The sequence below is a fragment of the Nemorincola caseinilytica genome (assembly GCF_039540515.1).
GTDB classification, from domain to species: Bacteria; Bacteroidota; Bacteroidia; order Chitinophagales; family Chitinophagaceae; genus Nemorincola; species Nemorincola caseinilytica.
The window spans coordinates 1-22154 of record NZ_BAABFA010000016.1; the positions used below are offsets into that span (position 1 = coordinate 1).

General features: G+C 51.6%; 21 protein-coding genes. 6 read left to right on the forward strand and 15 right to left on the reverse strand.

The annotated features are described in order from the left end of the window. Positions 1–414: 414 nt before the first annotated feature. Positions 415–1074, reverse strand: coding sequence for an XAC2610-related protein (locus ABD843_RS11945; protein WP_345083433.1), 660 nt, complete (start codon positions 1072–1074; stop codon positions 415–417). A 150-nt stretch (positions 1075–1224) separates the two neighbouring features. Further along, the gene (rny, locus tag ABD843_RS11950) at positions 1225–2799 is read right to left on the reverse strand and encodes a ribonuclease Y (RefSeq protein WP_345083435.1); all 1575 of its coding nucleotides are present in this window, start codon (positions 2797–2799) and stop codon (positions 1225–1227) included. Positions 2800–3028: 229 nt separating this feature from the next. Between rny and ABD843_RS11955 the strand changes: the two genes are divergently transcribed. Then, complete coding sequence (locus ABD843_RS11955) at positions 3029–3829, forward strand: C40 family peptidase (RefSeq protein ID WP_345083437.1); 801 nt, start codon at positions 3029–3031, stop codon at positions 3827–3829. A 214-nt stretch (positions 3830–4043) separates the two neighbouring features. On the opposite strand, the gene glmS is transcribed toward ABD843_RS11955, so the two are convergent. The 3 genes from glmS to ABD843_RS11970 are packed head-to-tail and all read right to left on the reverse strand — an operon-like array spanning position 4044 to position 8177. Beyond that, entirely contained in the window at positions 4044–5882 is a 1839-nt protein-coding gene (gene glmS, locus ABD843_RS11960; RefSeq protein WP_345083439.1) for a glutamine--fructose-6-phosphate transaminase (isomerizing), read from the reverse strand. Between the two features lie 5 nt (positions 5883–5887). Next, positions 5888–7309, reverse strand: a complete 1422-nt coding sequence (locus ABD843_RS11965) for a DUF4270 family protein (RefSeq protein WP_345083440.1) — start codon at positions 7307–7309, stop codon at positions 5888–5890. A gap of 40 nt (positions 7310–7349) precedes the next feature. After that, positions 7350–8177, reverse strand: a complete 828-nt coding sequence (locus ABD843_RS11970; protein WP_345083443.1) for a glycogen/starch synthase — start codon at positions 8175–8177, stop codon at positions 7350–7352. Positions 8178–8284: 107 nt separating this feature from the next. On the opposite strand from ABD843_RS11970, the gene panC reads away from it, so the two are divergent. From panC to ABD843_RS11985, 3 genes are read left to right on the forward strand one after another with little or no spacing between them, the layout of a single operon-like run. Further along, entirely contained in the window at positions 8285–9127 is an 843-nt protein-coding gene (gene panC, locus ABD843_RS11975) for a pantoate--beta-alanine ligase (protein WP_345083445.1), read from the forward strand. A gap of 46 nt (positions 9128–9173) precedes the next feature. Further along, complete coding sequence (moaA, locus tag ABD843_RS11980; RefSeq protein ID WP_345083447.1) at positions 9174–10145, forward strand: GTP 3',8-cyclase MoaA; 972 nt, start codon at positions 9174–9176, stop codon at positions 10143–10145. A gap of 47 nt (positions 10146–10192) precedes the next feature. Further along, positions 10193–10519, forward strand: coding sequence for a phosphoribosylpyrophosphate synthetase (locus tag ABD843_RS11985; protein WP_345083449.1), 327 nt, complete (start codon positions 10193–10195; stop codon positions 10517–10519). Positions 10520–10542: 23 nt separating this feature from the next. Here ABD843_RS11985 and wecB read toward each other — a convergent pair whose 3' ends face one another. The 3 genes from wecB to ABD843_RS12000 are packed head-to-tail and all read right to left on the reverse strand — an operon-like array spanning position 10543 to position 13864. Next, positions 10543–11646 carry a non-hydrolyzing UDP-N-acetylglucosamine 2-epimerase gene (gene wecB, locus ABD843_RS11990; protein WP_345083450.1) on the reverse strand — a complete coding sequence of 368 codons (1104 nt, stop codon included), beginning with the start codon at positions 11644–11646 and terminating at the stop codon, positions 10543–10545. A 5-nt stretch (positions 11647–11651) separates the two neighbouring features. After that, positions 11652–13100: a glycosyltransferase family 39 protein gene (locus ABD843_RS11995; protein WP_345083451.1), complete on the reverse strand. Its 1449-nt coding sequence runs from the start codon at positions 13098–13100 to the stop codon at positions 11652–11654. 17 nt (positions 13101–13117) lie between these two features. Further along, the gene (locus ABD843_RS12000; RefSeq protein WP_345083453.1) at positions 13118–13864 is read right to left on the reverse strand and encodes a glycosyltransferase family 2 protein; all 747 of its coding nucleotides are present in this window, start codon (positions 13862–13864) and stop codon (positions 13118–13120) included. Between the two features lie 390 nt (positions 13865–14254). Between ABD843_RS12000 and fusA the strand changes: the two genes are divergently transcribed. After that, complete coding sequence (gene fusA, locus ABD843_RS12005; RefSeq protein ID WP_345083455.1) at positions 14255–16396, forward strand: elongation factor G; 2142 nt, start codon at positions 14255–14257, stop codon at positions 16394–16396. A gap of 133 nt (positions 16397–16529) precedes the next feature. Further along, positions 16530–17201, forward strand: a complete 672-nt coding sequence (locus ABD843_RS12010; RefSeq protein WP_345083457.1) for a protein-L-isoaspartate(D-aspartate) O-methyltransferase — start codon at positions 16530–16532, stop codon at positions 17199–17201. A 41-nt stretch (positions 17202–17242) separates the two neighbouring features. Here ABD843_RS12010 and ABD843_RS12015 read toward each other — a convergent pair whose 3' ends face one another. The 7 genes from ABD843_RS12015 to ABD843_RS12045 form a co-directional block, all read right to left on the reverse strand. Next, positions 17243–17500 (reverse strand): type II toxin-antitoxin system RelE family toxin, encoded by a 258-nt coding sequence (locus tag ABD843_RS12015; protein ID WP_345083459.1) that lies wholly within the window; start codon positions 17498–17500, stop codon positions 17243–17245. After that, positions 17493–17699: a hypothetical protein gene (locus ABD843_RS12020; protein WP_345083461.1), complete on the reverse strand. Its 207-nt coding sequence runs from the start codon at positions 17697–17699 to the stop codon at positions 17493–17495. The genes ABD843_RS12015 and ABD843_RS12020 overlap by 8 nt, the downstream gene beginning before the upstream one ends. A gap of 36 nt (positions 17700–17735) precedes the next feature. Then, positions 17736–18449: a LolA family protein gene (locus tag ABD843_RS12025; protein WP_345083463.1), complete on the reverse strand. Its 714-nt coding sequence runs from the start codon at positions 18447–18449 to the stop codon at positions 17736–17738. Then, positions 18446–19285 carry an ABC transporter permease gene (locus tag ABD843_RS12030; protein ID WP_345083465.1) on the reverse strand — a complete coding sequence of 280 codons (840 nt, stop codon included), beginning with the start codon at positions 19283–19285 and terminating at the stop codon, positions 18446–18448. The genes ABD843_RS12025 and ABD843_RS12030 overlap by 4 nt, the downstream gene beginning before the upstream one ends. Further along, positions 19254–20186: an ABC transporter ATP-binding protein gene (locus tag ABD843_RS12035; RefSeq protein WP_345083467.1), complete on the reverse strand. Its 933-nt coding sequence runs from the start codon at positions 20184–20186 to the stop codon at positions 19254–19256. Before ABD843_RS12035 ends, ABD843_RS12030 begins: the two co-directional genes overlap by 32 nt. A gap of 112 nt (positions 20187–20298) precedes the next feature. Then, positions 20299–21834 (reverse strand): AMP-binding protein, encoded by a 1536-nt coding sequence (locus ABD843_RS12040; RefSeq protein ID WP_345083469.1) that lies wholly within the window; start codon positions 21832–21834, stop codon positions 20299–20301. Beyond that, positions 21827–22154 (reverse strand): hypothetical protein (locus ABD843_RS12045; protein WP_425575744.1); only part of this gene is annotated, 328 nt, incomplete at its 5' end. The genes ABD843_RS12045 and ABD843_RS12040, both read right to left, overlap by 8 nt.

Consider the following 22154-nt stretch of genomic DNA (forward strand, 5'->3'; position numbering starts at 1 on the left):
GAAAACACGCACGCTCAACACTCCGAAAACATCACCTAAAGACCTTCTTTTTATCCCCTCATTTCTGATGGGAGTGCAAAAGTAGAAAAGCATTTTCGAACCACCAAATCTTTTTCGCTTTTTTGAACAATTATTTTCTTTCAAAACAACCGCTCAATAAGTACCAAAGACCCACACCGCACATACTCCGAAACAATACCGAAAGAGCTTCATTTCACCACCTCATTTCTGAAATGGGAGCGCGAAGATAGACAACCTTCGGTTCCCCACCAAACTTTTCTGGAAGGTTTTTTAAAATTCTTTGCCTGAATGCCTATGGTTGGAAATATGAGATGGCTTTGACCATCAGGCATATAGGAAGGATGCAAACGTACAAAGTACGTTGCTGTGCATTTACTACAGCACTGCGGCTATCTAATGGCGTATAGGTATTGTTTTCTCTGAATGGAGCTGCAGCGAGTCGTGTACCCACTTATAATATCGTATCATCCATTTTGTGCTTTGCCTGTCGGTGGTCTTTGAGACCAGCATTCTTGCTGCCTTATCTATCTCCAGGTCAGGGATAGCAATGGTTTCAGGATGTAATACAAGCGCCCGTTCCGCAGGGCTGTATGTAAGCAGGTAACCGAACCCCTGGGCTAAGCCCATAGATGTGTAGCAGTTTATAAAAACATCGGTATATCCGTCAAAGTCGTGATCGGCATAACTGATGCGGAGGTCGGAAGGGCTGAAACGGTATATATGCATCGCAATGGTATCGGTCTCCTTCCAGAACCCTTCTTGGTACGAATACAAAGTTGCAATGATAGTTGTATCGTTCTCGGTATGAAGCCTGAACGCCGCAGTATCTCTTTTGGAAAAGATACGGCCGGCTCTGATATGGTACATCCGGTTCGCATCATTGGCGTCTGTATAGAAATGTTCGGATACAGAATCGGAACCGGGGCTAACGGCACGGAAAAACGCCTGTGCTGCAAATTCATGAACGGCGGGGTATGGCTCATTGTCCATCACATGCGCTGCCGTGTTGGCAGGGCCCGCTTCTTTGCGCACACCCTGCTCTCTACAGGCCATAAGCAACATGGCCAACACAAGCGGGCCCCGAACCTTTGCGACCAATGATGAACAGAACATGACCAAATGTAGGAAGCACTATCATCTCAAAAAAAATATCCCGCGCCATGGCGCGGGATAGCAATGATATTTAACGTGCTTTTTAAAGAATTACCTGGCCACGTTCACGGCCCTCAGTTCGCGTATCACGGTCACCTTTATCTGGCCGGGATACTGCATCTCTTTCTGTATCTTGTCTGCTATCTCGAAAGACAGTTTCGCGCTGTCGGCATCGCTTACTTTCTCTGCCTCTACCATCACGCGCAGCTCGCGACCGGCCTGTATGGCGTATGCTTTTTCCACACCGTTGTAGGCCATTGCCAGGTTCTCCAGGTCTTTGATGCGCTGCATGTAGCTCTGCATCATTTCGCGCCTTGCACCCGGGCGTGCACCGCTGATGGCGTCGCAGGCCTGTACTATGGGCGATATGATGTAGAGCATCTCCATCTCATCGTGGTGCGCACCTATGGCGTTCACTACCGATGGATGCTCGCCACACTTCTCGGCCACCTTGGCGCCCAGCAATGCATGGCTCAGTTCTGTTTCCTCATCGGGCACCTTGCCTATATCGTGCAGCAGGCCGGCGCGTTTGGCCAGTTTCACTACCTTCTGCCCCAGGCCCAGCTCTGCGGCCATTATACCACACAGGTTGGCAGTTTCCTTAGAGTGCATCAGCAGGTTCTGGCCGTACGATGAGCGGAACCTCATTTTACCTACCAGGCGTACCAGGTCTTTGTGCAGGCCATGTACACCCAGCTCTATGATGGTGCGCTCCCCTATCTCCATTATCTGCTCTTCCAGTTGCTTCTTGGTCTTTTCCACCACCTCTTCTATACGCGCGGGGTGTATACGGCCATCCTGTACCAGGCGCTGCAGCGACAGGCGTGCCACCTCGCGGCGCAGCGGATCGAAACAGCTGAGTACTATGGCCTCGGGGGTATCATCTATTATCAGATCTACACCGGTGGCAGCTTCCAGCGCGCGTATGTTGCGGCCCTCGCGACCAATGATCTGGCCCTTTATCTCATCGCTCTCCAGGTTGAAGACCGTGATGGCGTTCTCTATGGTCTGCTCGGCGCCTATGCGCTGTATGCTCTGTATGATGATCTTCTTGGCCTCTTTGCTGGCATTGGTTTTGGCCTCCTCCATTATGTCCTTCACATAGGCCATAGCATTGGTACGGGCTTCTTCCTTCACCACTTCTATCAATTCTACCTTGGCCTGTTCGGCAGAAAGGCCGGCTACTTTCTCCAGGCGTTTCACATGCTCTTCGTGGTGCTTGTCCAGCTCGGCACGCTTTATGTTGAAAGCCTTTATCTGGCTATCCAGGTTCTCTTTCAGCGCTTCGTTCTCCTGTGTCTGACGCTGCAGGGCCGATGTCTTATCGTTGAGTGCCTGCTGTTGCTGTTTCAACCTGTTCTCGTTCTCTGACAGCTTTTGTGTGCGCTGCTGTGCTTCTTTTTCGTGCTGGCTTTTCAGCTGCAGAAAGTGTTCTTTGGCTTCCAGTTGCTTCTTTTCCTTCAGTGTCTCTGCCAGGGTGTTGGCGTCGTCCACTATCTTTTTAGCGTGCGCCTCGGCCTCTTCTACTTGTTTCTGTGTATCCCTGGCAAAGATCATTTTGCCTAGAAAGATACCTATTATCAAAGCCCCTATTGCAACAATAACGGGCACTATAATGGATCCCATGTTTAGTTTTTAAGATTTTATATGATGAATATTCACGCCCATTCTCTGCCTACATTACACATTAATTGAAATATTCAGATGGGTTGAATTTTAGCGTGCTAAATTAATAAAACATTTCCTTACCATGAAACCGGGCCCCATACATATAAATACCTAATGTTAGAAACTTCGTGTAGCGATAAACGGCCGTAAAGTACTTTTACAGTGTAAAACAACGCTGTATCTCGTTATGCCCATGATACTTTCTTACGCCTGCTGCAATGTAGGGGTGATGCCGGTGCGAAAAGAACCCTACCACACAGCCGAGCAGGTGACACAGCTACTATTTGGCGAAAAGGCCGAGATAATGCAGGTGAACAACCGCGACTGGGCCAAGATACGCTGTGGCTGGGACGACTATGAGGGCTGGTGCAAGCTGTCGCAACTGAGCCTGTTGCACCGCAAGGAATACCGTAAAGAAGTGAAATACCTCTCGGGCGACCATAAGGGCCGCCTGCTGATGCCCGGCGAGGATATGCAACTGCCACTGGGCGCAGAGCTACTGGGTATAAAGGCGGGGCTGGTAAAGGCGGCACACCTTTCGGGAAAATTCAAGGGGAAGAAACTGAATGTGAAACAGGCCATACCCGGCGCTGATGCAGTAAAGGCTGCGGCCATGCAATACCTGCACGCGCCCTACCAATGGGGTGGGCGCAGCGTGGCCGGGCTGGACTGCAGCGGTCTGGTGCAAATGGCCTACAAGATATGCAACTACCCCATGCCGCGCGATGCCAGCCAGCAGGCCATGGTGGGCAGCGCTGTAGACTTCCTGGTACATACGCAGTGCGGCGACCTGGCCTTTTTTGAAGAGAAGGAAGGAAGCATAAACCATGTGGGTATACTGCTGGACAACGAGACCATCATACATGCCACCGATACGGCGGGCCGTGTGGTGATAGACCGCATAGACCAGCAGGGTATCATCAGTATATCGCTGAAGAAACGTACCCACCACCTGCGAATGGTGAAAAGAGTACTTCCTGCCCAATAACACCTCCTTCCCTTGGGGGAAGGCCGGGATGGGACTACCCAAAATGTTTTGATATAAACCGAATACTACCTCCTTCCCCTTGGGGGAAGGCCGGGATGGGGCTACTACCCAAAATGCCGAAGCCTGTATGTTACCATACAAGCTTCGATATAAAAGTAAAGGGAATATCCGAATACCACCTCCTTCCCCTCGGGGGAAGGCCGGGATGGGGCTGTTACTCTACTGTCACAGACTTGGCAAGGTTCCTCGGCTGATCCACGTTGCAGCCGCGCATGATGGCTATGTGGTAGGCCAGCAGCTGCAGCGGCACTATGGTGATGAGCGGCGACAGTATCTCTTCTGTTTCGGGCACTTCTATGATATGATCGGCCAGGGCGCGTATCTGTGTATCGCCCTTGTGTACCACGGCTATTATCTTGCCTTTGCGGGCCTTTACCTCCTGCACGTTCGATACTATCTTCTCGTACGCGCTGCGGTTGGTGGCCAGGAACACCACAGGCATGTTCTCGTCTATGAGCGCTATGGGGCCATGCTTCATCTCTGCCGCAGGATAGCCTTCGGCATGTATGTAAGAGATCTCTTTCAGCTTCAGGGCGCCTTCCAGCGCTACGGGGAAATTGTAGCCACGGCCCAGGTACAGGAAGTTGCTGGCATCTTTGTATATGGCAGCTATCTCTTTTATCTGTGCATCCAGGGTCAGTGTCTCTTCTATCTTCGATGGTATGTTCTCCAGCTCGTACAGTATCTCGCGCAGTTTGGATGTAGGCATAGTGCCCTTTACCTGTGCCAGTTGCAGGGCTATGAGGGTGATGAGCGATACCTGTGTAGAAAAGGCCTTGGTAGATGCCACACCTATCTCGGGGCCGGCATGTGTATATGAGCCTGCATGCGACGCACGCGCTATGGACGAGCCAATGACGTTGCAGATGCCGTATATGAGCGCGCGGCGCTCCTTGGCCAGCTCTATGGCCGCCAGTGTATCGGCCGTCTCGCCCGACTGGGATATTGCTATCACCACATCCTTCTCGGTGATGATGGGATTGCGATAGCGGAACTCTGAGGCATACTCTACCTCTACCGGCACGCGCGCCAGGTCCTCTATCATGTACTCGGCTATAAGGCCCGAATGCCATGATGTACCGCAGGCCGTGATAAGGAACCTGTCGGCATTGTCTATCTTGTTGATGTACTCATTGAGGCCACCCAGCTTTATCCAGCCTTGCGAAGCGTTCATACGGCCACGCAGAGAGTCTTCTATGGCCTTGGGCTGCTCGTATATCTCCTTTAGCATGAAGTGCTCGAAACCGCCCTTCTCTATCGTTTCTATAGAGAATTCCAGTTTCTTTATCTCAGGCGACTTCTCTACATTGCCCAGGGTGCGTATGGCGTACGAGCCATCCCTGTTCACCACGGCATACTCCTTGTCGTCCAGGTATATCACATTCTTCGTGTACTCTATGATGGGCGATGCATCAGAGGCTATGAACAGCTCGTTCTCGCCCACACCTATCACCAGCGGGCTACCCTTGCGGGCCGCTATCAGCTGGTCGGGGTTGTTCCTGTTCAGTACGGCTATGGCATATGCACCTACTACCTCGTTCAGCGCTATACGCACTGCGTGGTCCAGCGTGGTGTTCTCTTTTTTCTGTACCTCTTCTATCAGGTTCACCAGTACCTCTGTATCGGTGTCCGACTTGAACTCGTACCCTCTTTTGATAAGTTCTTCCTTTATGGGAGCATAATTCTCTATGATACCATTGTGAATGATGGCCAGGTTGCCCGACTGCGACACATGGGGATGCGCATTGCGGTCGTTGGGCTCGCCATGCGTGGCCCATCGGGTATGACCTATGCCTATCGTAGCATGCGTCTTACCTTCTTCCACTACTTTTTCCAGCTCAATTACCTTACCTGCTTTCTTGAAGATGGTCATATCTCCGTTCAGCAGTGCAATGCCTGCGCTGTCATAACCTCTGTATTCGAGGCGTTTCAAACCTTTTATAATAAGGGGAAAGGCATCTCTGGTGCCTACATAACCTACTATACCACACATAGTTGTTACTGTTTATTCAGGGATGAATATACGACAAATAATTTAGCGCGGTACAAAGAATTCGGGTGAGCGCCACCGCCCAGTATGGCACGGAAGGCAGCAGTATATACCTGAGAGCCTGTAAGATGCAGGTGCAATGTATCATTGCCCGCCTTTCGCGAAGCCATTACCTCGCGCGGCAGGTTCACGCTATACACGTTCACAGCGGTTCCATCGCGGTCTATGGTGTTCAGGGTACCGTTTATGACCTGGAATGGCGATGCACCTGAATATATGTCCAGTACCTGTCCATTGGTACCCGGCACGCTGCCGGCAGGGTAAATGCCATTGTTGATGCGTATGGGAAACAGCCTGTCCACAGCAGAGTATTTGTCGTTCTTGTGCCACGGCAATACGGCAAGCTGTATCTCGGCCTTGTTGATGACACCCGAAGGCAGGCTTTTCAGCCCGGGTATCACGATGTCTATATTGGCGCCCGGTACGTTCTGCACGCCCAGCACACTGTCATTGGCCTGTGCCGATGTGATGAGCGTATTCACGGGGTAATGGCCATAGGAACGGCTTACGTTATTGAAGAAACCGCAGGTATTGGCATTGAAGTAATAACGCTGTACCAGTGTATCGGCAGCGCCGGTATTGGAGTGGTAATACACCAGTATGCCCGCACCCGAATAGTTGTCGGTAGAGCCATCGAGCCTGAAATAAGGCAATACCCCGCTGGTGCCCCTGGTATCGGCCACGCGTACACATACCCCTTTGAACTTGCTGAGGAATGCTGCGTTCTTATCGCCGGTAGAATTGGTGGCATCGGTAAGCGCAGGCATCAGTTTATCAAGGAGCGTAGGCAGCTTCAGTCTTATGCGCAGGCCCGGCTGGTATTTTTTGCCTGCTACTTCCAGCGAATCTCTCAGGTGCGCAAGGTCTACCGGCATGGGTTCGCTCAGCGGGTTCACCAGGTCTACGTCCTTGTGGGTATACGAAAAGTAGGTGGCACTCTGTGCTATATCATCCGTGAGGAAGAAGGCCTGGTACGAGATAGTGGTGTACGAGGTGGTATCGCCATACATAACACCGGTAAATGGCAGTACCAGTACCGCAGAGTCTATGGTCTTGTTCTCGTATATCACCGTGCTGGCATCGGTAGGCAGCAACTGGAAGAAGGTAGAACCCGTAATGGTACCGAAAAAGGGATCTTCCATCACACCTACGGCCTGCCTTACAGAGCCCGATGTGGTAACATAATTGGTGATGGCCGTATCGTCGTAGTAGGTATGGGTGATAACGGGCAGCGAGGTATCGTATACGCCCAGCACATTGTCCGATGGCGATACTCCTGCATCTATCAGCACATTTTCTTTACAGCCGCTCTGCGTAAAAGCGATAACTACCGCCGCAAGCAACAACGGGAAGTAAGAACAAAGTTTCAATTTGGAAAAGATTTTCAGGCTAAAGGTGATAAAACAAATTCTAAGACTCTGTTAAGCTTTTATACAGCTCCAGCAGTGGTGTCACGTCCTCTTTCCAGCCTGTTTCATACTTTACTACCTTCTTGTACCTGCTCGGTTTCAGCTCGTCCGCTATCTTCTTGTTCACGTTCTCCGATCCGAACACTACCACATCGGCGGCCTTGCCTGCACCTATAGTAAGGGCATCGTTCGATCCGTCCTTATATGCGTCCAGGTCTTTTTCCTTGATATCGGTGCTGATGATGGCCTTCTTCAGGAAATTGCTGTTCAATGTTTCGCTGAACTGGCTTTCCTGTGCTGTATATATCACCTTCGAATAGCCGAAGACAGGCTCTTTCTTATAGGTGGTCTTCAGGTACAGTGGTACCAGCGAGGTCATCCAGCCATGGCAGTGTATGACATGGGGCGGCCAGCCGAATTTCTTCACGGTCTCCAGCGCGCTTTTGCAGAAGAATATCATACGTTCTCCATTGTCGTCGAAGAAGTTATCCTGGTCATCGCGGAAAACGGCCTTGCGCTTGAAGTAATCCTCATTGTCCATGAAGTATACCTGCAGCCTTGCATTAGGCAGCGATGCTACCTTTATAATGAGCGGGTAATCGTCCTTGTCTATTATTACATTTATGCCGGAAAGGCGCACCACCTCGTGCAGGCGGTGACGGCGCTCATTTATAACGCCGAAACGGGGCATGATGACCCTTATTTCCAGCCCGGAATCGAAGGTCTTAATAGCCAGTTTGTTGAGTATCTGCGCGAAATCAGTGAACTCGGTATAGGGAGATAGTTCGTTGGCAATTATTAAAACACGTTTCTTTGTGTCTGCAGACATGCTGAAGAAGTTGTTTTTTGTATCGAAAAAGTAAAATCGGTCTGCAAAATTACGAAAATCTTGAATTCCAACCGTAACTTGCAAGAACTAGCGCTAAAAATTAAAAAATGTTCATATTTAAGAAAGTAGGCGACCTGGACGAATACCTGCAGAAAAGACGAGCCGATGGCGACAAGATAGGATTTGTACCTACTATGGGCGCACTGCATGAGGGGCACATATCGCTGGTAGCACGCTGCAAGGCCGATGGTGTGCTTTCGGTATGCAGTATCTTCGTTAACCCCACACAATTCAACGACAAGAACGACCTGGCCAGGTACCCCGTCTCTACAGAGGCCGATATGGAGCTGCTGCTGCGGGCAGGCTGCGATGTGCTCTTCCTGCCCGATGTGAGCGAGATATACCCCGGAGGTGAGGACAAGGCCCCGGTCTACGACTTCGGCTACCTGGATACCATACTGGAAGGCGCGCAAAGGCCCGGGCACTTCAAAGGTGTGGGGCAGGTAGTGGCACGCCTGCTGCAGATAGTGCGGCCACAAAAGCTGTATATGGGCCAGAAGGACTACCAGCAATGCATGGTGGTACGCCGCCTGCTGCAGATAATGGGCACCGATACCGAACTGGAGATATGCCCCATAATACGCGAGGCCGACGGCCTGGCCATGAGCTCGCGCAATCGCCGCCTTACAGAGCCGCAGCGCACGCTGGCGGGTATCATATACCAGTGCCTGGTGTCTATACAGGCCAAACAGGGTACAGATAACTTTGCGCTGGTGCGCAAGGAATGCGAAGAACTGCTACGGGCAAAGGGGCTGACGCCCGAGTATGTGAGCCTGGCCGATGCCCGCGACCTGCGCCTGCTGGACAATTATGAGCACAATACCCTGATGGTGGCCCTGATAGCTGCCCGGATGGGCGATATAAGGCTGATAGATAATATACTGCTTTGAAGCAACTGATACGTCATGAACTGTTATAGTAAGTAGGAATAATACTGTGCTGAAAGATAACCATAACAGACCCATCAACTACCTGCGGCTGGCCGTTACAGACCGCTGCAACCTGCGCTGTTTCTACTGCATGCCCGAGCATGGCATAGACTGGCTATCGCGTACAGAGCTGATGAGCTACGAGGAGATGCTGCGCATATGTGCCCTCCTGGTACGCAATGGCATCAGCAAGATCCGCATAACAGGGGGGGAGCCCTTTGTGCGGAAAGATATAATGCCTTTTATAGCGGCCCTGTCGCAGCTGCGGGAACTGCAGGAACTGACCATGACCACCAATGGCGTACTCACCGCGCCACATGTACCTGAGCTGAAAAAGTACGGCATACGCTCTGTGAACCTGAGCATAGACACACTGGACCGCGAACGCTTTTTTGCCATAACCCGCCGCGACGAGCTGCCCGCTGTGCTGCACACACTGGAAGAACTGCTGCGCCATGGCATAGAGGTGAAGCTGAATGCCGTGGTGATGGAAGGCCGCAATACGCAGGATATACTGCCACTGGTGCAACTGACAAAAGACCTGCCTGTAAGTGTACGCTTCATAGAAGAGATGCCTTTTAACGGTAGCGGGGAGCTACATGCTACCGGCTGGGACCATGTGCGCATACTGAACACCATTCGCGATGGCTATGCCGGGGTGCAAAAAGTGGCAGACCCACCCTACTCTACCTCATACAACTATCATATTCCCGGGCATAAGGGCAATGTGGGCATAATAGCTGCCTACACCCGTTCTTTCTGCGGCACCTGCAACCGTATACGCATAACCCCACAGGGTATGCTGAAGACCTGCCTGTACGATAATGGCGTGCTGAACATTCGCGACCTGATGAGAGGCGGCAGCGCCGACGAGGAAGTGATGGAGCATGTGCTGCATGCGCTGGTGCACCGGGCAAGGAATGGCCATGAGGCCGAAAAAAGTGCCGTACACGGGTCTATGGCCGCTATAGGTGGGTGAAGGCCGCAACATGACCTCCTATCACTTTTAATGCCTAACTTTAAAAGATGAACGAGATATCACTGAACGAAAGTTACGGAACGCTATCGGAAACGATAAACGCCCTGAAAGGCCTGGGTTATACCAGCGATCTCAATGTTCGGGAAGAGTGCCTGGTGTGCCATAGCACCAATACCGTATTATCGCCCGACGATTTTCAGATAGATAAGGTGTATCGCTTTGAAGGCATGTCCAACCCCGATGACCAGTCGATACTCTATGCCATCTCTTCCGAAAGATTTGCCCTGAAAGGCATTTTAGTGAATGGCTACGGTGTATCTGCCGACGAAATGCCTGCGAAACTGGTAGAAAAACTGCAAACACATAAAGAGTAATGCCCCAGACCGATGAACAGTACCTACTGCTTCATGGCATTCACAATGCGTTCCGATGCATGACCATCCCCATACGGGTTCGATATGCCCGACATGCGGTCGTACGCTTCCTTATCAGTAAGCAGCCTCATAGCTTCGCGGTATATGAGCTCTGTATCGGTACCGGTCTTTAGTACGGTGCCCGCATCCACAGCCTCGGGCCTCTCGGTGGTATCGCGTAGCAGCAGTACAGGTTTGCCCAGCGATGGGGCCTCTTCCTGCACACCTCCGCTATCGGTAAGTATGATACGCGAATTATTGAGCAGCCACAGGAAGCCCGAATAGGCGAATGGCGGCACAAGATGTACCAGTGGATTGCTGCCCAGCAGGTCGTACACATCGTTCTTCACATTGGGATTCAGGTGCACGGGAAAAATGGCATGTATGCCCGTATCTGCGGTGATGCGGTTTATGGCCGCGCATATATTGCGTATGCCCGTACCATGGTTCTCGCGGCGGTGCATGGTAATGAGCATGTAGTCCCTTAGTTCTTGCAGCCCATGTTCCGTCACGCTCATGGGTATGGCATGCTCTATCTTGCACAGCCCCATGAAGAGGGCGTCTATCACCGTATTGCCTGTTACCAGCATCTTATCGGCAGGCACTCCCTCACTCAGCAGGTTGGCATACGAAAGCTCTGTGGGCGGAAAATGAAAGTCGGCTATACGGCTGGTGAACACCCTGTTCATCTCTTCGGGGAACGGAGAGAATTTGTTACTTGTACGCAGGCCCGCCTCTACATGGTATATAGGTATGCGATTGTAGAACGCTGCCAGCGATGCGGCGAACGTAGTGGTAGTATCGCCCTGCACTACAATGAGGTCAGGGCGTTCTGCCTTCAGCAAAACATCTATGTGCGACAGGAGCTTGGCCGTAAGCCCTGCCAGTTGTTGGTCGGGGGCCATCACATCCAGCGTAAAGTGTACCTGTATACCGAAGAAGTCGATGACCTGCTGCAGCATCTCTTTATGCTGCCCCGTAGAGCACACCAGTGTATTGAAATAAGGATCCTTGCCCAGTATATCTATCACCGGCGCCAGTTTTATGGCCTCAGGGCGTGTGCCCAAAAATACTATCGCTTTCTTCATGCCCATCAATCGGGTTTTGCTACTACTTTTATTTGCTGGCTACCGCCTGCCGAACGGAGCGTAAAATAAGTACTGGTATCGTTATAGATATAATTCACCTTGTGCCCCTGTGGCATAAAGGAATGGATAAGGAACGCATGTGTCCACGATGGCACCTCTACCGAGGTAGCGCCTGTAGCCACAATGGCATTGGCCACCATGTACTGGTTATACTTCAGCTCGCGCGTCTCGTTCCGTATCGATATCACGAACAGGGCCAGCACCGGCAATATCACCAGGGCGGCTATACCGCTCAGCAGCAGCTTATTTACCCTGGGGCTGCCCTGCAGCACATACAGCACATATACCAGGAACATGATACAGAAAGGGAACGCAAATGAGTGGTAGCGGTAGTAGAACGCAGTAAGATGCCCCGACCTGAGACAGAGGAACCCCAGGAACACAGAACTGCTGATGCCTGCAGCAAATAGTATATGCAAATGCCGCCGTTGTATGTTGTTACCAGCATTCCTGAGGGCGTATATATACAGCGCAGGCACAGCCGCAAAGGATGCCAGCAGCACAGGCAGCTTGCCTGTGAAGGATGGCGCCACGAACCTGAAATTGACCGCTATCGCCCGCAGGAAAGATGTTATCACCTTCCAGATACTGTATGCCTCACCCTGCTGGGCACGCAGTTTCACTATCTTCTCATTTTGCTGGCTCATGGTCTGCAGGCCCGTCCATGCGAAATAGAAGAATATGCCAAGGAGCAGCAACGGCAGGGCAATGGCAAGCACATTGCGCAGAGTGAATAACCGTTTACCATAAATGAGCAGCAGCGACACAAAAAATGTAAGCGCCACATAAACACTGAGGAAATGAGAAAGCACCGCCCCTACCGCGAACAGGGCCACGAGCATTAGGTTGCCCGGCCTCTGCCCCCCCTCTCCCAGGTACCTGAACAGGTAAATGCCCGACAATGTAGCGAACATGATGCCCATCATATAGGCTCTTATCTCGTGGCTCATGCCCACAAAGTTCATATCGGTAACAAGGAGGCCTATGGCCAGGGAGGTAAGCCAATGATGGCCCAGCAATGTGCGGCAGAGGGTAAAGAATGCCAGCAAGGCCCCTATGCCCAGCAGCTTGGAGAAGAAGGTATAGGTAAGCAACGAATTGCCGAATATACCGGTGAACCAGTGCAGGCCAATGTTGTACAGGTAGCTGTTAGAGTTGTCGCACACGGTGGCTCTAAAAACATGGCGCGCATCATTGAGCGCATCAAGGTCGGCAGAGGATATGGTCGTCTTCCCGGCGAACATAAGCGGAGTATCATAAGTGATGCCCTTGCTGCACAGGATAGAAATGCTTTCATCGTACCATATATCTTTTTTGACCGGCAATGCCAGAACGAGCGCAATGGCCATCAGCAAAGTAATGACGTTAACGATCCTTATGGTATTGCCCTGCATGATATAAGTAGAACGGCTCAGGGGTCGAGCCTTCCGGTTTTGTGATCGAAAAGAAGTTTCAGGGTCTGCTTCATTGTCTTTTGTACATTCATCTTGGATTCTCCCTGTTTCAGGTCGTAGCGCAATATCATGGGCACCTCGTTCATGGTAGCGCTCTGGCCGGCCACTTTCAGCAATACCTCCACCATGCACCCGAAACCCTTCTGGGTAATGAATTTGTCTCCGTAATATGCTATGGTCTTGCGCAGCATATCTACTTTATATGCCCTGAAGCCGCAGGTATAATCTTTGATACCCTCGAACCCTACAAAAACACGGAACAGCAGGCCTGCGGCCCAGCTAAAGAATTTGCGCGACCGTTTCAGCCCTTTTATGCGCGCGCCCGGCTGGTAGCGCGATGCTATCACCAGGTCGCTGCCTTCGGCTATCTGCATGGCCATACGCTGTATCAGAAAGGGCGTCTGGCTATCATCGGCGTCCAGTGTCACCACTATATCGGTATCCTTCAGGCCCACTACGGCATGGCGCAGGCCCGTATCTATGGCATTGGCAAGGCCTTTGTTAGGCTGCACATCTATCACTTCTACCGGTATATCCCCTTTGAAGTTGCGGGCTACATGCAGCGTATTGTCTTTGCTGCCGTCATTCACCACTATTACGCTGGCATCCCATTTATATAGGTTGTAAGCTTCATTTATTCTTTGAAGTAATGACGGCAATGATTCTTCCTCATTATATGCCGGCAATACGATCCTGATGTGCATATCTCTATGTAGTATCGGTTTGGGGTATTTCGCATTCCTGGCCAGAAAAGCAGAATGACCGAATATTTCGTGCGCTAAGGTAATTCTATTTGGGGTACATGTATAATGTTACACATAAAATTTCGCGACCTGTGCTGCTACGCAACCAAAACATAACAAAGGAACATCTTCGGGAAAGCTCCCGCAGGACGGCGACCCGATGAACGACATTATGCGCAGATAGCCTGTTTCCGCGTGTCATATTTTATATGTGCCACACTTTGGAGGGGGGTGAATACGGCACATATTATTTTTTATTTAACTGTGCGATAGCTGTTCATTTTTCGATAAAATCTTATACCTTTGCACCTCCAAAATCAGGAAATCAAAACAATTTAATATCATAGAACAATGGCAGATCTCCGTTTACAGCGCAACTTCGGTATCGCTGCACACATCGACGCCGGTAAGACCACAACTACCGAGCGTATCCTTTATTACACTGGCGTGAACCACAAAATAGGTGAGGTGCACGAAGGTGCGGCTACCATGGACTGGATGGCGCAGGAACAGGAGCGTGGTATCACTATCACCTCGGCAGCTACTACTTGCTTCTGGAACTTCCCTACCATACAGGGTAAGGCACAGCCCGATTCTAAGAAATACAAATTCAACATCATCGATACTCCGGGCCACGTTGACTTCACCATAGAGGTAGAGCGCTCTATGCGTGTACTGGATGGCCTGCTGGCCCTGTTCAGCGCTGTGGACGGCGTTGAGCCCCAGTCTGAGACCGTTTGGCGCCAGGCCAACCGTTACCGCGTACCCCGTATAGGCTTCGTGAACAAGATGGACCGTATCGGTGCAGACTTCCTGATGGTGGTGCAGCAGATAAAGGACATGCTGGGCGCAAAATCGGTGCCTCTGCAGCTGCCTATAGGTGCTGAAGACCACTTCAAGGGTGTAGTTGACCTTATCCAGATGAAAGGTATCATATGGGAAGACGCTACCCAGGGTATGACCTATAAGGAAGTGCCCATACCCGATGATATGAAGGAAGAAGTGGACCACTGGCGCCAGTACCTGGTAGAGGCAGTAGCAGAATACGATGACAAGCTGATGGAGAAATTCTTCGAAGACCCCAACAGCATCAGCGAAGCCGAAATACACGAAGCGGTACGCAAGGCCACTATCGACCTCAGCATCATACCTATGCTGTGCGGTTCGGCCTACAAGAACAAAGGTGTACAGACAGCGCTGGATGCCATCATCCGTTACCTGCCTGCGCCAATAGATGTTGAGTCTATCAAAGGTACCAACCCCGATACCGGTGAAGAGATAGAGCGCAAGCCCGATGCGAAAGAGCCTTTCGCTGCCCTGGCGTTCAAGATCATGACCGATCCTTTCGTTGGTCGTCTCGCGTTCTTCCGCTGCTACTCCGGCCACCTCGATGCAGGTTCGTATGTACTGAACATGCGCTCTGGCAAGAACGAGCGTATCAGCCGTATCATGCAGATGCACGCCAACAAGCAGAACCCTATCGACTTCATCGAGGCCGGTGATATAGGCGCTGCTGTAGGCTTCAAGGAAATAAAGACAGGAGATACCCTGTGCGACGAGAAACACCCCATCGTTCTGGAGAACATGTTCATACCAGAGCCGGTGATATCTATAGCCGTAGAGCCTAAGACACAGGCCGACGTGGATAAGATGGGCATGGCGATAGCCAAGCTGGTAGAAGAGGATCCTACGCTGCGCGTAAAGACCGACGAAGATACCGGCCAGACCGTACTGAGCGGTATGGGTGAGCTTCACCTCGAGATCATCGTAGACCGTATGCGTCGCGAATTCAAGGTAGAGATCAACCAGGGTGCTCCACAGGTGGCTTACAAAGAGGCCTTCAACATGATGGTGACACACCGCGAAGTGTACAAGAAGCAGACAGGTGGTCGTGGTAAGTTCGCCGACATACAATTCGAGATAGGCCCTGCCGACGAAGAGTTCCTGAAAGAAGGTAAAGGTACCTTCCAGTTCATCAACGACATCTTCGGTGGTTCTATCCCCCGCGAATTCATCGCTCCTATACAGAAGGGCTTCGAAGCATCTATGACCAATGGTCCTCTGGCAGGTTTCCCTGTAGAGCACATGAGGGTGCGTATATTCGACGGTTCTTTCCACCAGGTCGATTCTGACGGTATGTCATTCGAGCTTTGTGCGAAGTCCGGTTTCCGCGAGGCCGGCCGCAAAGCCAAGGCCGTGATACTGGAGCCTATCATGAAGGTAGAAGTTATCACCCCCGATCAGTACATGGGTGATGTGACAGGCGACCTCAACCGCCGTCGCGCTATGCTGGAAGGTATGGATAGCCGCAACAACCTGCAGGTGATAAAAGCCAAAGTGCCACTGAGCGAAATGTTCGGTTATGTGACACAGCTCCGTTCACTGTCTTCAGGCCGCGCTACCTCTACCATGGAGTTCAGCCACTATTCTCCTGCTCCCCGCAACATAGAGGAGGAAGTAATAGCAAAAGCAAAAGGCAAGGTAAACGCCTAGTCTTTAGCAGATAGTAAATAGTACATATAAAGTCCCGGCCATATGGCCGGGACTTTCCGTTTGTGGATAAGTTGTACCGAACTGTGTGATGGCTGCTGTTGCAGCGGCGGTGCTGCCGTCGTAACTTTGTAGTATGCAATACCTGCAAGGCAAACCTAAGGACGATAATTTTCTGCACAAGGGCCTGAGAAAACAACTGGTACAGAGCCTGCGGCAGAAGGGCATCACCGATGAGCGTGTGCTGGCCGCTATAGAGGCCATACCCCGTCATTTCTTCCTTGACCCCGCCTTTGAGCGCCAGGCCTATGAGGACCGCGCCTTCCCTATAACTGCAGGGCAGACCATATCGCAACCCTATACGGTGGCCTACCAGACCCAACTGCTGGAAATAAAGAAATATGACAAGGTACTGGAGATAGGCACCGGCAGTGCCTACCAGGCCTGTGTGCTGGGCGAGCTGGGCATAACACTGCATACCATAGAACGCCAGAAAGCGCTGTATGACTATGTGGGCCAGTTCTTCTTCCTGAAAAAATACCTGAACATAAAGCGATACTACGGAGACGGCTTCGAGGGCCTGCCTACCTATGCACCCTTCGATAAGATACTGATAACCTGTGGCGCTCCTTTTCTGCCGCCCAAGCTGCTGCAGCAACTGAAGCCCGGAGGCATAATGGTGGTGCCTGTAGGCGAAGATGAAAGGCAGAAGATGGTAAAGGTGACCAAGGATATGGATGGCAGGATATACCAGCAGGAAATGGGCGATTTCTCTTTCGTGCCTATGCTGACAGGCAAGAACAATTGATAATGACGGGTGTTAAAGCTCGCTGTGAGATCTTTATCTCTTTATTCATAAATATCTTTCCTGTCGCCTATTGCTATGACATCTATTACCAAAACGCTATCATAAACATCATAAATAACTCTGTAGTTACCTTTTCTAACTCTATACCCTGACCTGCCTTTCAGCTTTTTACAACCGGAAGGACGTGGGTCATCGGCAAGTAGTTGAATAAGGACTATCAGCTGTTCTGCTATGGCATCCGGCAATTTATCCAATTGCTTTTGTGCGGTCTTTGTAATAGATATGGAGTACCTACGCACGTTTACTTTTTTTTCGTTGCTTGAGATACTCCTCAAAAGGAATGCTCTCTTCTTTTCTTCCTTTTACTTCGTCGTATAATTTTACATCCTCAATATCTTCAAGTTCCCTCAACATGCGTTCATAGTCCTTTATATCAAGGATCACTGACAGTTTTTTGCCATTAGTATCGGTAATAAAATGCGGAGACGACTGTTTCATAATATTCTTCTCTAACAAAGTTAAGAAATACACACTTTACTTCATTTCCTTGAAGACCGCATCGCTGATGCCCTTGTTCACCACATAGTTCAGGTAGGCTATCTCTATCACCCCTTTTTTGTTCTTGTTGTCCTTCATCTTTTCTTTCAGGTCTTCGGTCTTAGGTATCTCGCTATAGTCCATTGTCACCCCCTTGGGCAGCTTGTACTCCTTTACGTCCATGGTAATGGCTATCTTATCGGGCAGGGAGTGTTTGACGTACTTGCCATATTCCAGGTCTAGCGTTACGGTGCCCTCATCCTTGGTAGTGGTCTCGGTGCGGTAGGCCAGCATAGCGGCCTCATCTACCCATATCTTGCTCAGTACTATGCCTGTATTGTCCTCTTCGGGTATCACCTTCAGTATGCGCAGCTTACGGCCCTTCAGCGTGGCAGTACCTACATCTATAACGGTAACATTACCTGCCGGTATCAGGCTGCTGAGGGTAAGGTTTATGTTCTTCTTGGGCAATATGGATATACCATCCTTGCGCACCATCTTCATCTTATCGGGCGCCTTGTAGTAGAGCTTGCCCGATAGGTCGGGGATCTTCATGTAATCTATATCTATCTTCAGCCGTACATCGGCGGTGTAGTCCTTTACCTGCAGCACCTTGGTGCGAAGGGCATAATAGAGCTGCCCGGCATCGGTGGCCAGCATTCTGAAAGGTGCTATGAACAGCAATACGGCTATGGCTGCGATGCGTATCATGAGTTGATGTCTTTTCTGTTGAAATAATAAAGCGTACCGCCCAGGAAGCCACCCGTATACAACAGCAGTATGAATGCCGAATGACGGATGGCAGCATAGGGTACATCGGCATCGAAGAAACCCTTCCAGCCCACCATATGGGCAGTGAAGAGATAGGGGTTGATGGCATTGAACATAGGCAGCTCCAGGCTGGATAGGATGGTAAGCACCACCACTATGCCCATGGTAGCTATAATGGGGCCGATGCCGTTATCGGCAAAGGCAGAGAGGAACATGGAGAGGGCCGCAATGGTGGTCATGGCCAGGATGGCAAACCCAAAGGCACAAATGTAGCGCCATATCACATCGTCCTTCAGTATCATCACAAAAGCATCGCTCTTGAGGTTGATCATATCGCCCTCGCCAAAGATGGCCAGCGACAGGAACAATGCTATGACTGCCAGCCATGTGATGAGCAGGATGGTGTAGATGGTACTGGCGGCGAACTTGATGAGCACCAGTTGCGTACGCGTGATGGGCCGGGTAAGCACCAGTCGCAGCGTACCTATATTGGCCTCGCCGGCAAGGGTATCTCCGGCAACGAGGGCCACCAAAAGGGGTATCTGTATAAGCAGCGACTGCAGTATGAGGTAGGCCACCAGGTAGCCATTGATGATATTGCCCTGTACATTGAACTGCTCGGAGATATCCTGCATGCCGAACTCGAAGAACTCCTTGCCACCCGAGCCCATGGCCAGCTGGAATATGATGGCCGTGGCCGTGACCACACCGAAACTGATGTAGGTGCGCGGCCGCCTGAATATCTTATATAGCTCTAGTTGCAGTAGCCTGATCATTGGTAAGAGATAAAAAGTGGTCTTCCAGCGAGTGTTTCGATCGTATCTCGGTCACGTTCACACCGTTCATCACCAGCCAGCGGTTCAGTTCGGGTATATTGTCCTTATGGAGCTTGAAGGTAAGCTGGTCTGCAGATGCACCGACCAGCATGGGCTGCCATGACGAGGCCGCTATGCGGGCCTGTACCTGCCCGGCAGGTATCACACCCACCTGTACCAGCATCTCGTTAGGGTTCAGCAGGTCGCTCAGCATACCCTCGGCTATCTTTTTGCCCTTGTGCAGTACCAGCATGCGTGTGGCCACCTGCTCTATCTCGTGCAGCAGGTGCGACGACACCAGCACGGTCTTGCCATGGTCCCGGCTCAGGGAGCGAATGAGCTCGCGTATATCGGCAATACCCTGTGGGTCCAGGCCATTGGTGGGCTCGTCCAGTATCAGCAGGTCGGGCTCATGTACCAGGGCTATGGCTATGCCCAGCCGCTGCTTCATGCCATATGAGTAGGTCTTTACCTTGTCCTTCTCGCGACCTTTGAGCCCTACCTGCTCCAGTACGGCATGCAGGCGTGTGGCAGGTATGCTGCGGTCGGTGAGGGCGGCGAATATCTTCAGGTTGTCCCAGCCGCTGAGGTAGCCATACATATCGGGCCGTTCTATGATGGCCCCTATGTGGCGCAGCAGGTGGCGCTTACCGTTGTTGAACTCCTGCCCGTTGATGATTATACGGCCGCTATCGGGGAAAATGAGGCCCAGCAGCATGCGCATGGTAGTGCTTTTGCCTGCGCCGTTCTGCCCCAGGAAACCATATACATCGCCTTTATGAATAGAGAAAGAAAGATCGGATACCGCATTGATCTTCTTGAAGACCTTGGTGATGTTCTGTATCTCTACTATCGGCTCCAAAGGGGCGGTTTTGAAAGATGAGGAAGTGACTAGCGGGCGTAAAGTTACGCGCGTATGATATGCCGTACAGGAAAAACATTGTTAATATCTTTTATCACTTATGGCTGCTGTATCATTGCCGCAGTTTTCTTTTGTCGGGCTTGCCCAGGGGCGTATAGGGCAGCTCTTGCAGGAACACTATATCGCGGGGCAGTTGATAACGGGCCACCTGCCGGGCAAGCCATTCGCGCAGGTCGTCTTCCGTAAGGCCACAGCCATCTGCCACTACAATGAAGGCCCTTAGCCGCTGCCCGAAATCGGCATCGGGCACACCTATCACCGCAGCTTCCCTTATATGTGGATGCTGCAGCAGGACATGCTCCAGCGTAACGGGGTAGACATTCTCGCCGCCGGATACTATCATATCATCTACCCTGCCCCGCAGGTATATGTAGCCCTGTGTATCCATATGGCCTACATCGCCGGTCTCTACCCATGTACCTGCAGCACTGGTCACCGACCATGCGTTCCTGATACAGATACGACCGGACATACCTAAGGGTACCACCCTGTCCTGCGCATCCAGTATCCTTACCTGTACACCCGTAACGGGTCGGCCGATAGAGGCGGGTGCATGGGCGAGGTCGGCAGGAGTGGCCATGATGCAGATACCGGCCTCTGATGTGCCATAGAGATCGAACAGCTTGTGACCCAGTGTAGCCGCGGTATGGCGTACCAATGCAGGATGGAGCGGAGCGCCACCCGATATGATGCATTGCAGGCTGTGGAGCGCATGGGCATCATGGCCGAGCATACGGTGCAGCATGAGGGGTACGAGGGTGGCGACCTCTATCTTATGGGTGGCAATGAGGGCACATGCCGTAGGTGCATGGAACCGCTGCGTAAGGAACATATGCGAACCCAGCAATACCGATATGAACATGGCCGCAAGGCCATAGCCATGGTATATGGGCGTGGCTATATATACCGAACCATGATGCGCCAGCCGTGCATGTACCAGCAGGGAGCAGAAGGGCTGTACAAAAGCCACGATGCCCGGCCTGCGGGCGGCTGTCTTGTAGCCGCCTGTGGTACCCCCCGATAGCACCACTATATCGCCCGCACGCGCGCGGCCGCTTATGCGTGGCAGGTGCCGCACTGGGGTATCGCAGATAGAATGTACCGACGGCCCGGAAGGATGGTAGGTATGCAGTGTACGGCCGCGATAGCCGCATGCTACGATGTGCTCCCTTACATCAGCATCATGGATGATGAGATCGAAGGCATGTTGCTGTATGAGTGTGGCAAGCTGCGGTGCGCTCATCTCTGCATTCAGCAGGTATACATGTGCGCCAAGGTAGGATACCGAGAAGAGCGCATGTACCAATGCCGCATGGTTGCGGCAAATGATGGCCACCTTTTGCCGTGGGCCTACCTTGTGCTGCCGTTGCAGGGTAAAAGATAATTGTGTGCATTGCCTGAAAAGCTCGTGGTAGGTGATGGTCTCCTGCTCATCGGTGATAGCAGGGGTGCCGGGGCTGCATTTGGCAGCATAGCGCAGCAAGGCCATGGGGTTGATACCGGTATGGAAAAAGGAACCGGTAAGCCGGTACAGCCCCGAGGGCGATAGCAGCCCGGCACGATAGAGTTCTTTTACTTCGTTAAGCATAGGGTCTTCGTTTTAGGTAACGAGTGGCCAGCAGCTCCCACAGGCCACGGAACAGCACCGTGCCCAACTGCCCAAAGATGAGCCACCATGGCCTTATGGTACGCTGGCGGTTGCATATGGCGCGGCATATCTTGCGGGCAGCATGTTCGGCGCTCATGGCGGGCATGGTGGCATACATAGGTGTGGGCTCTATCATACGCGTGCGCACAAGGGGCAGGTAAATGGATGTGGTACTTACTCCTGCGGCATTGGGTAGTGTCTCAGTTTGAAAATCCATGCTTGACCGACTAAGCACGAACTGTATTACCTTTGTGAAATGG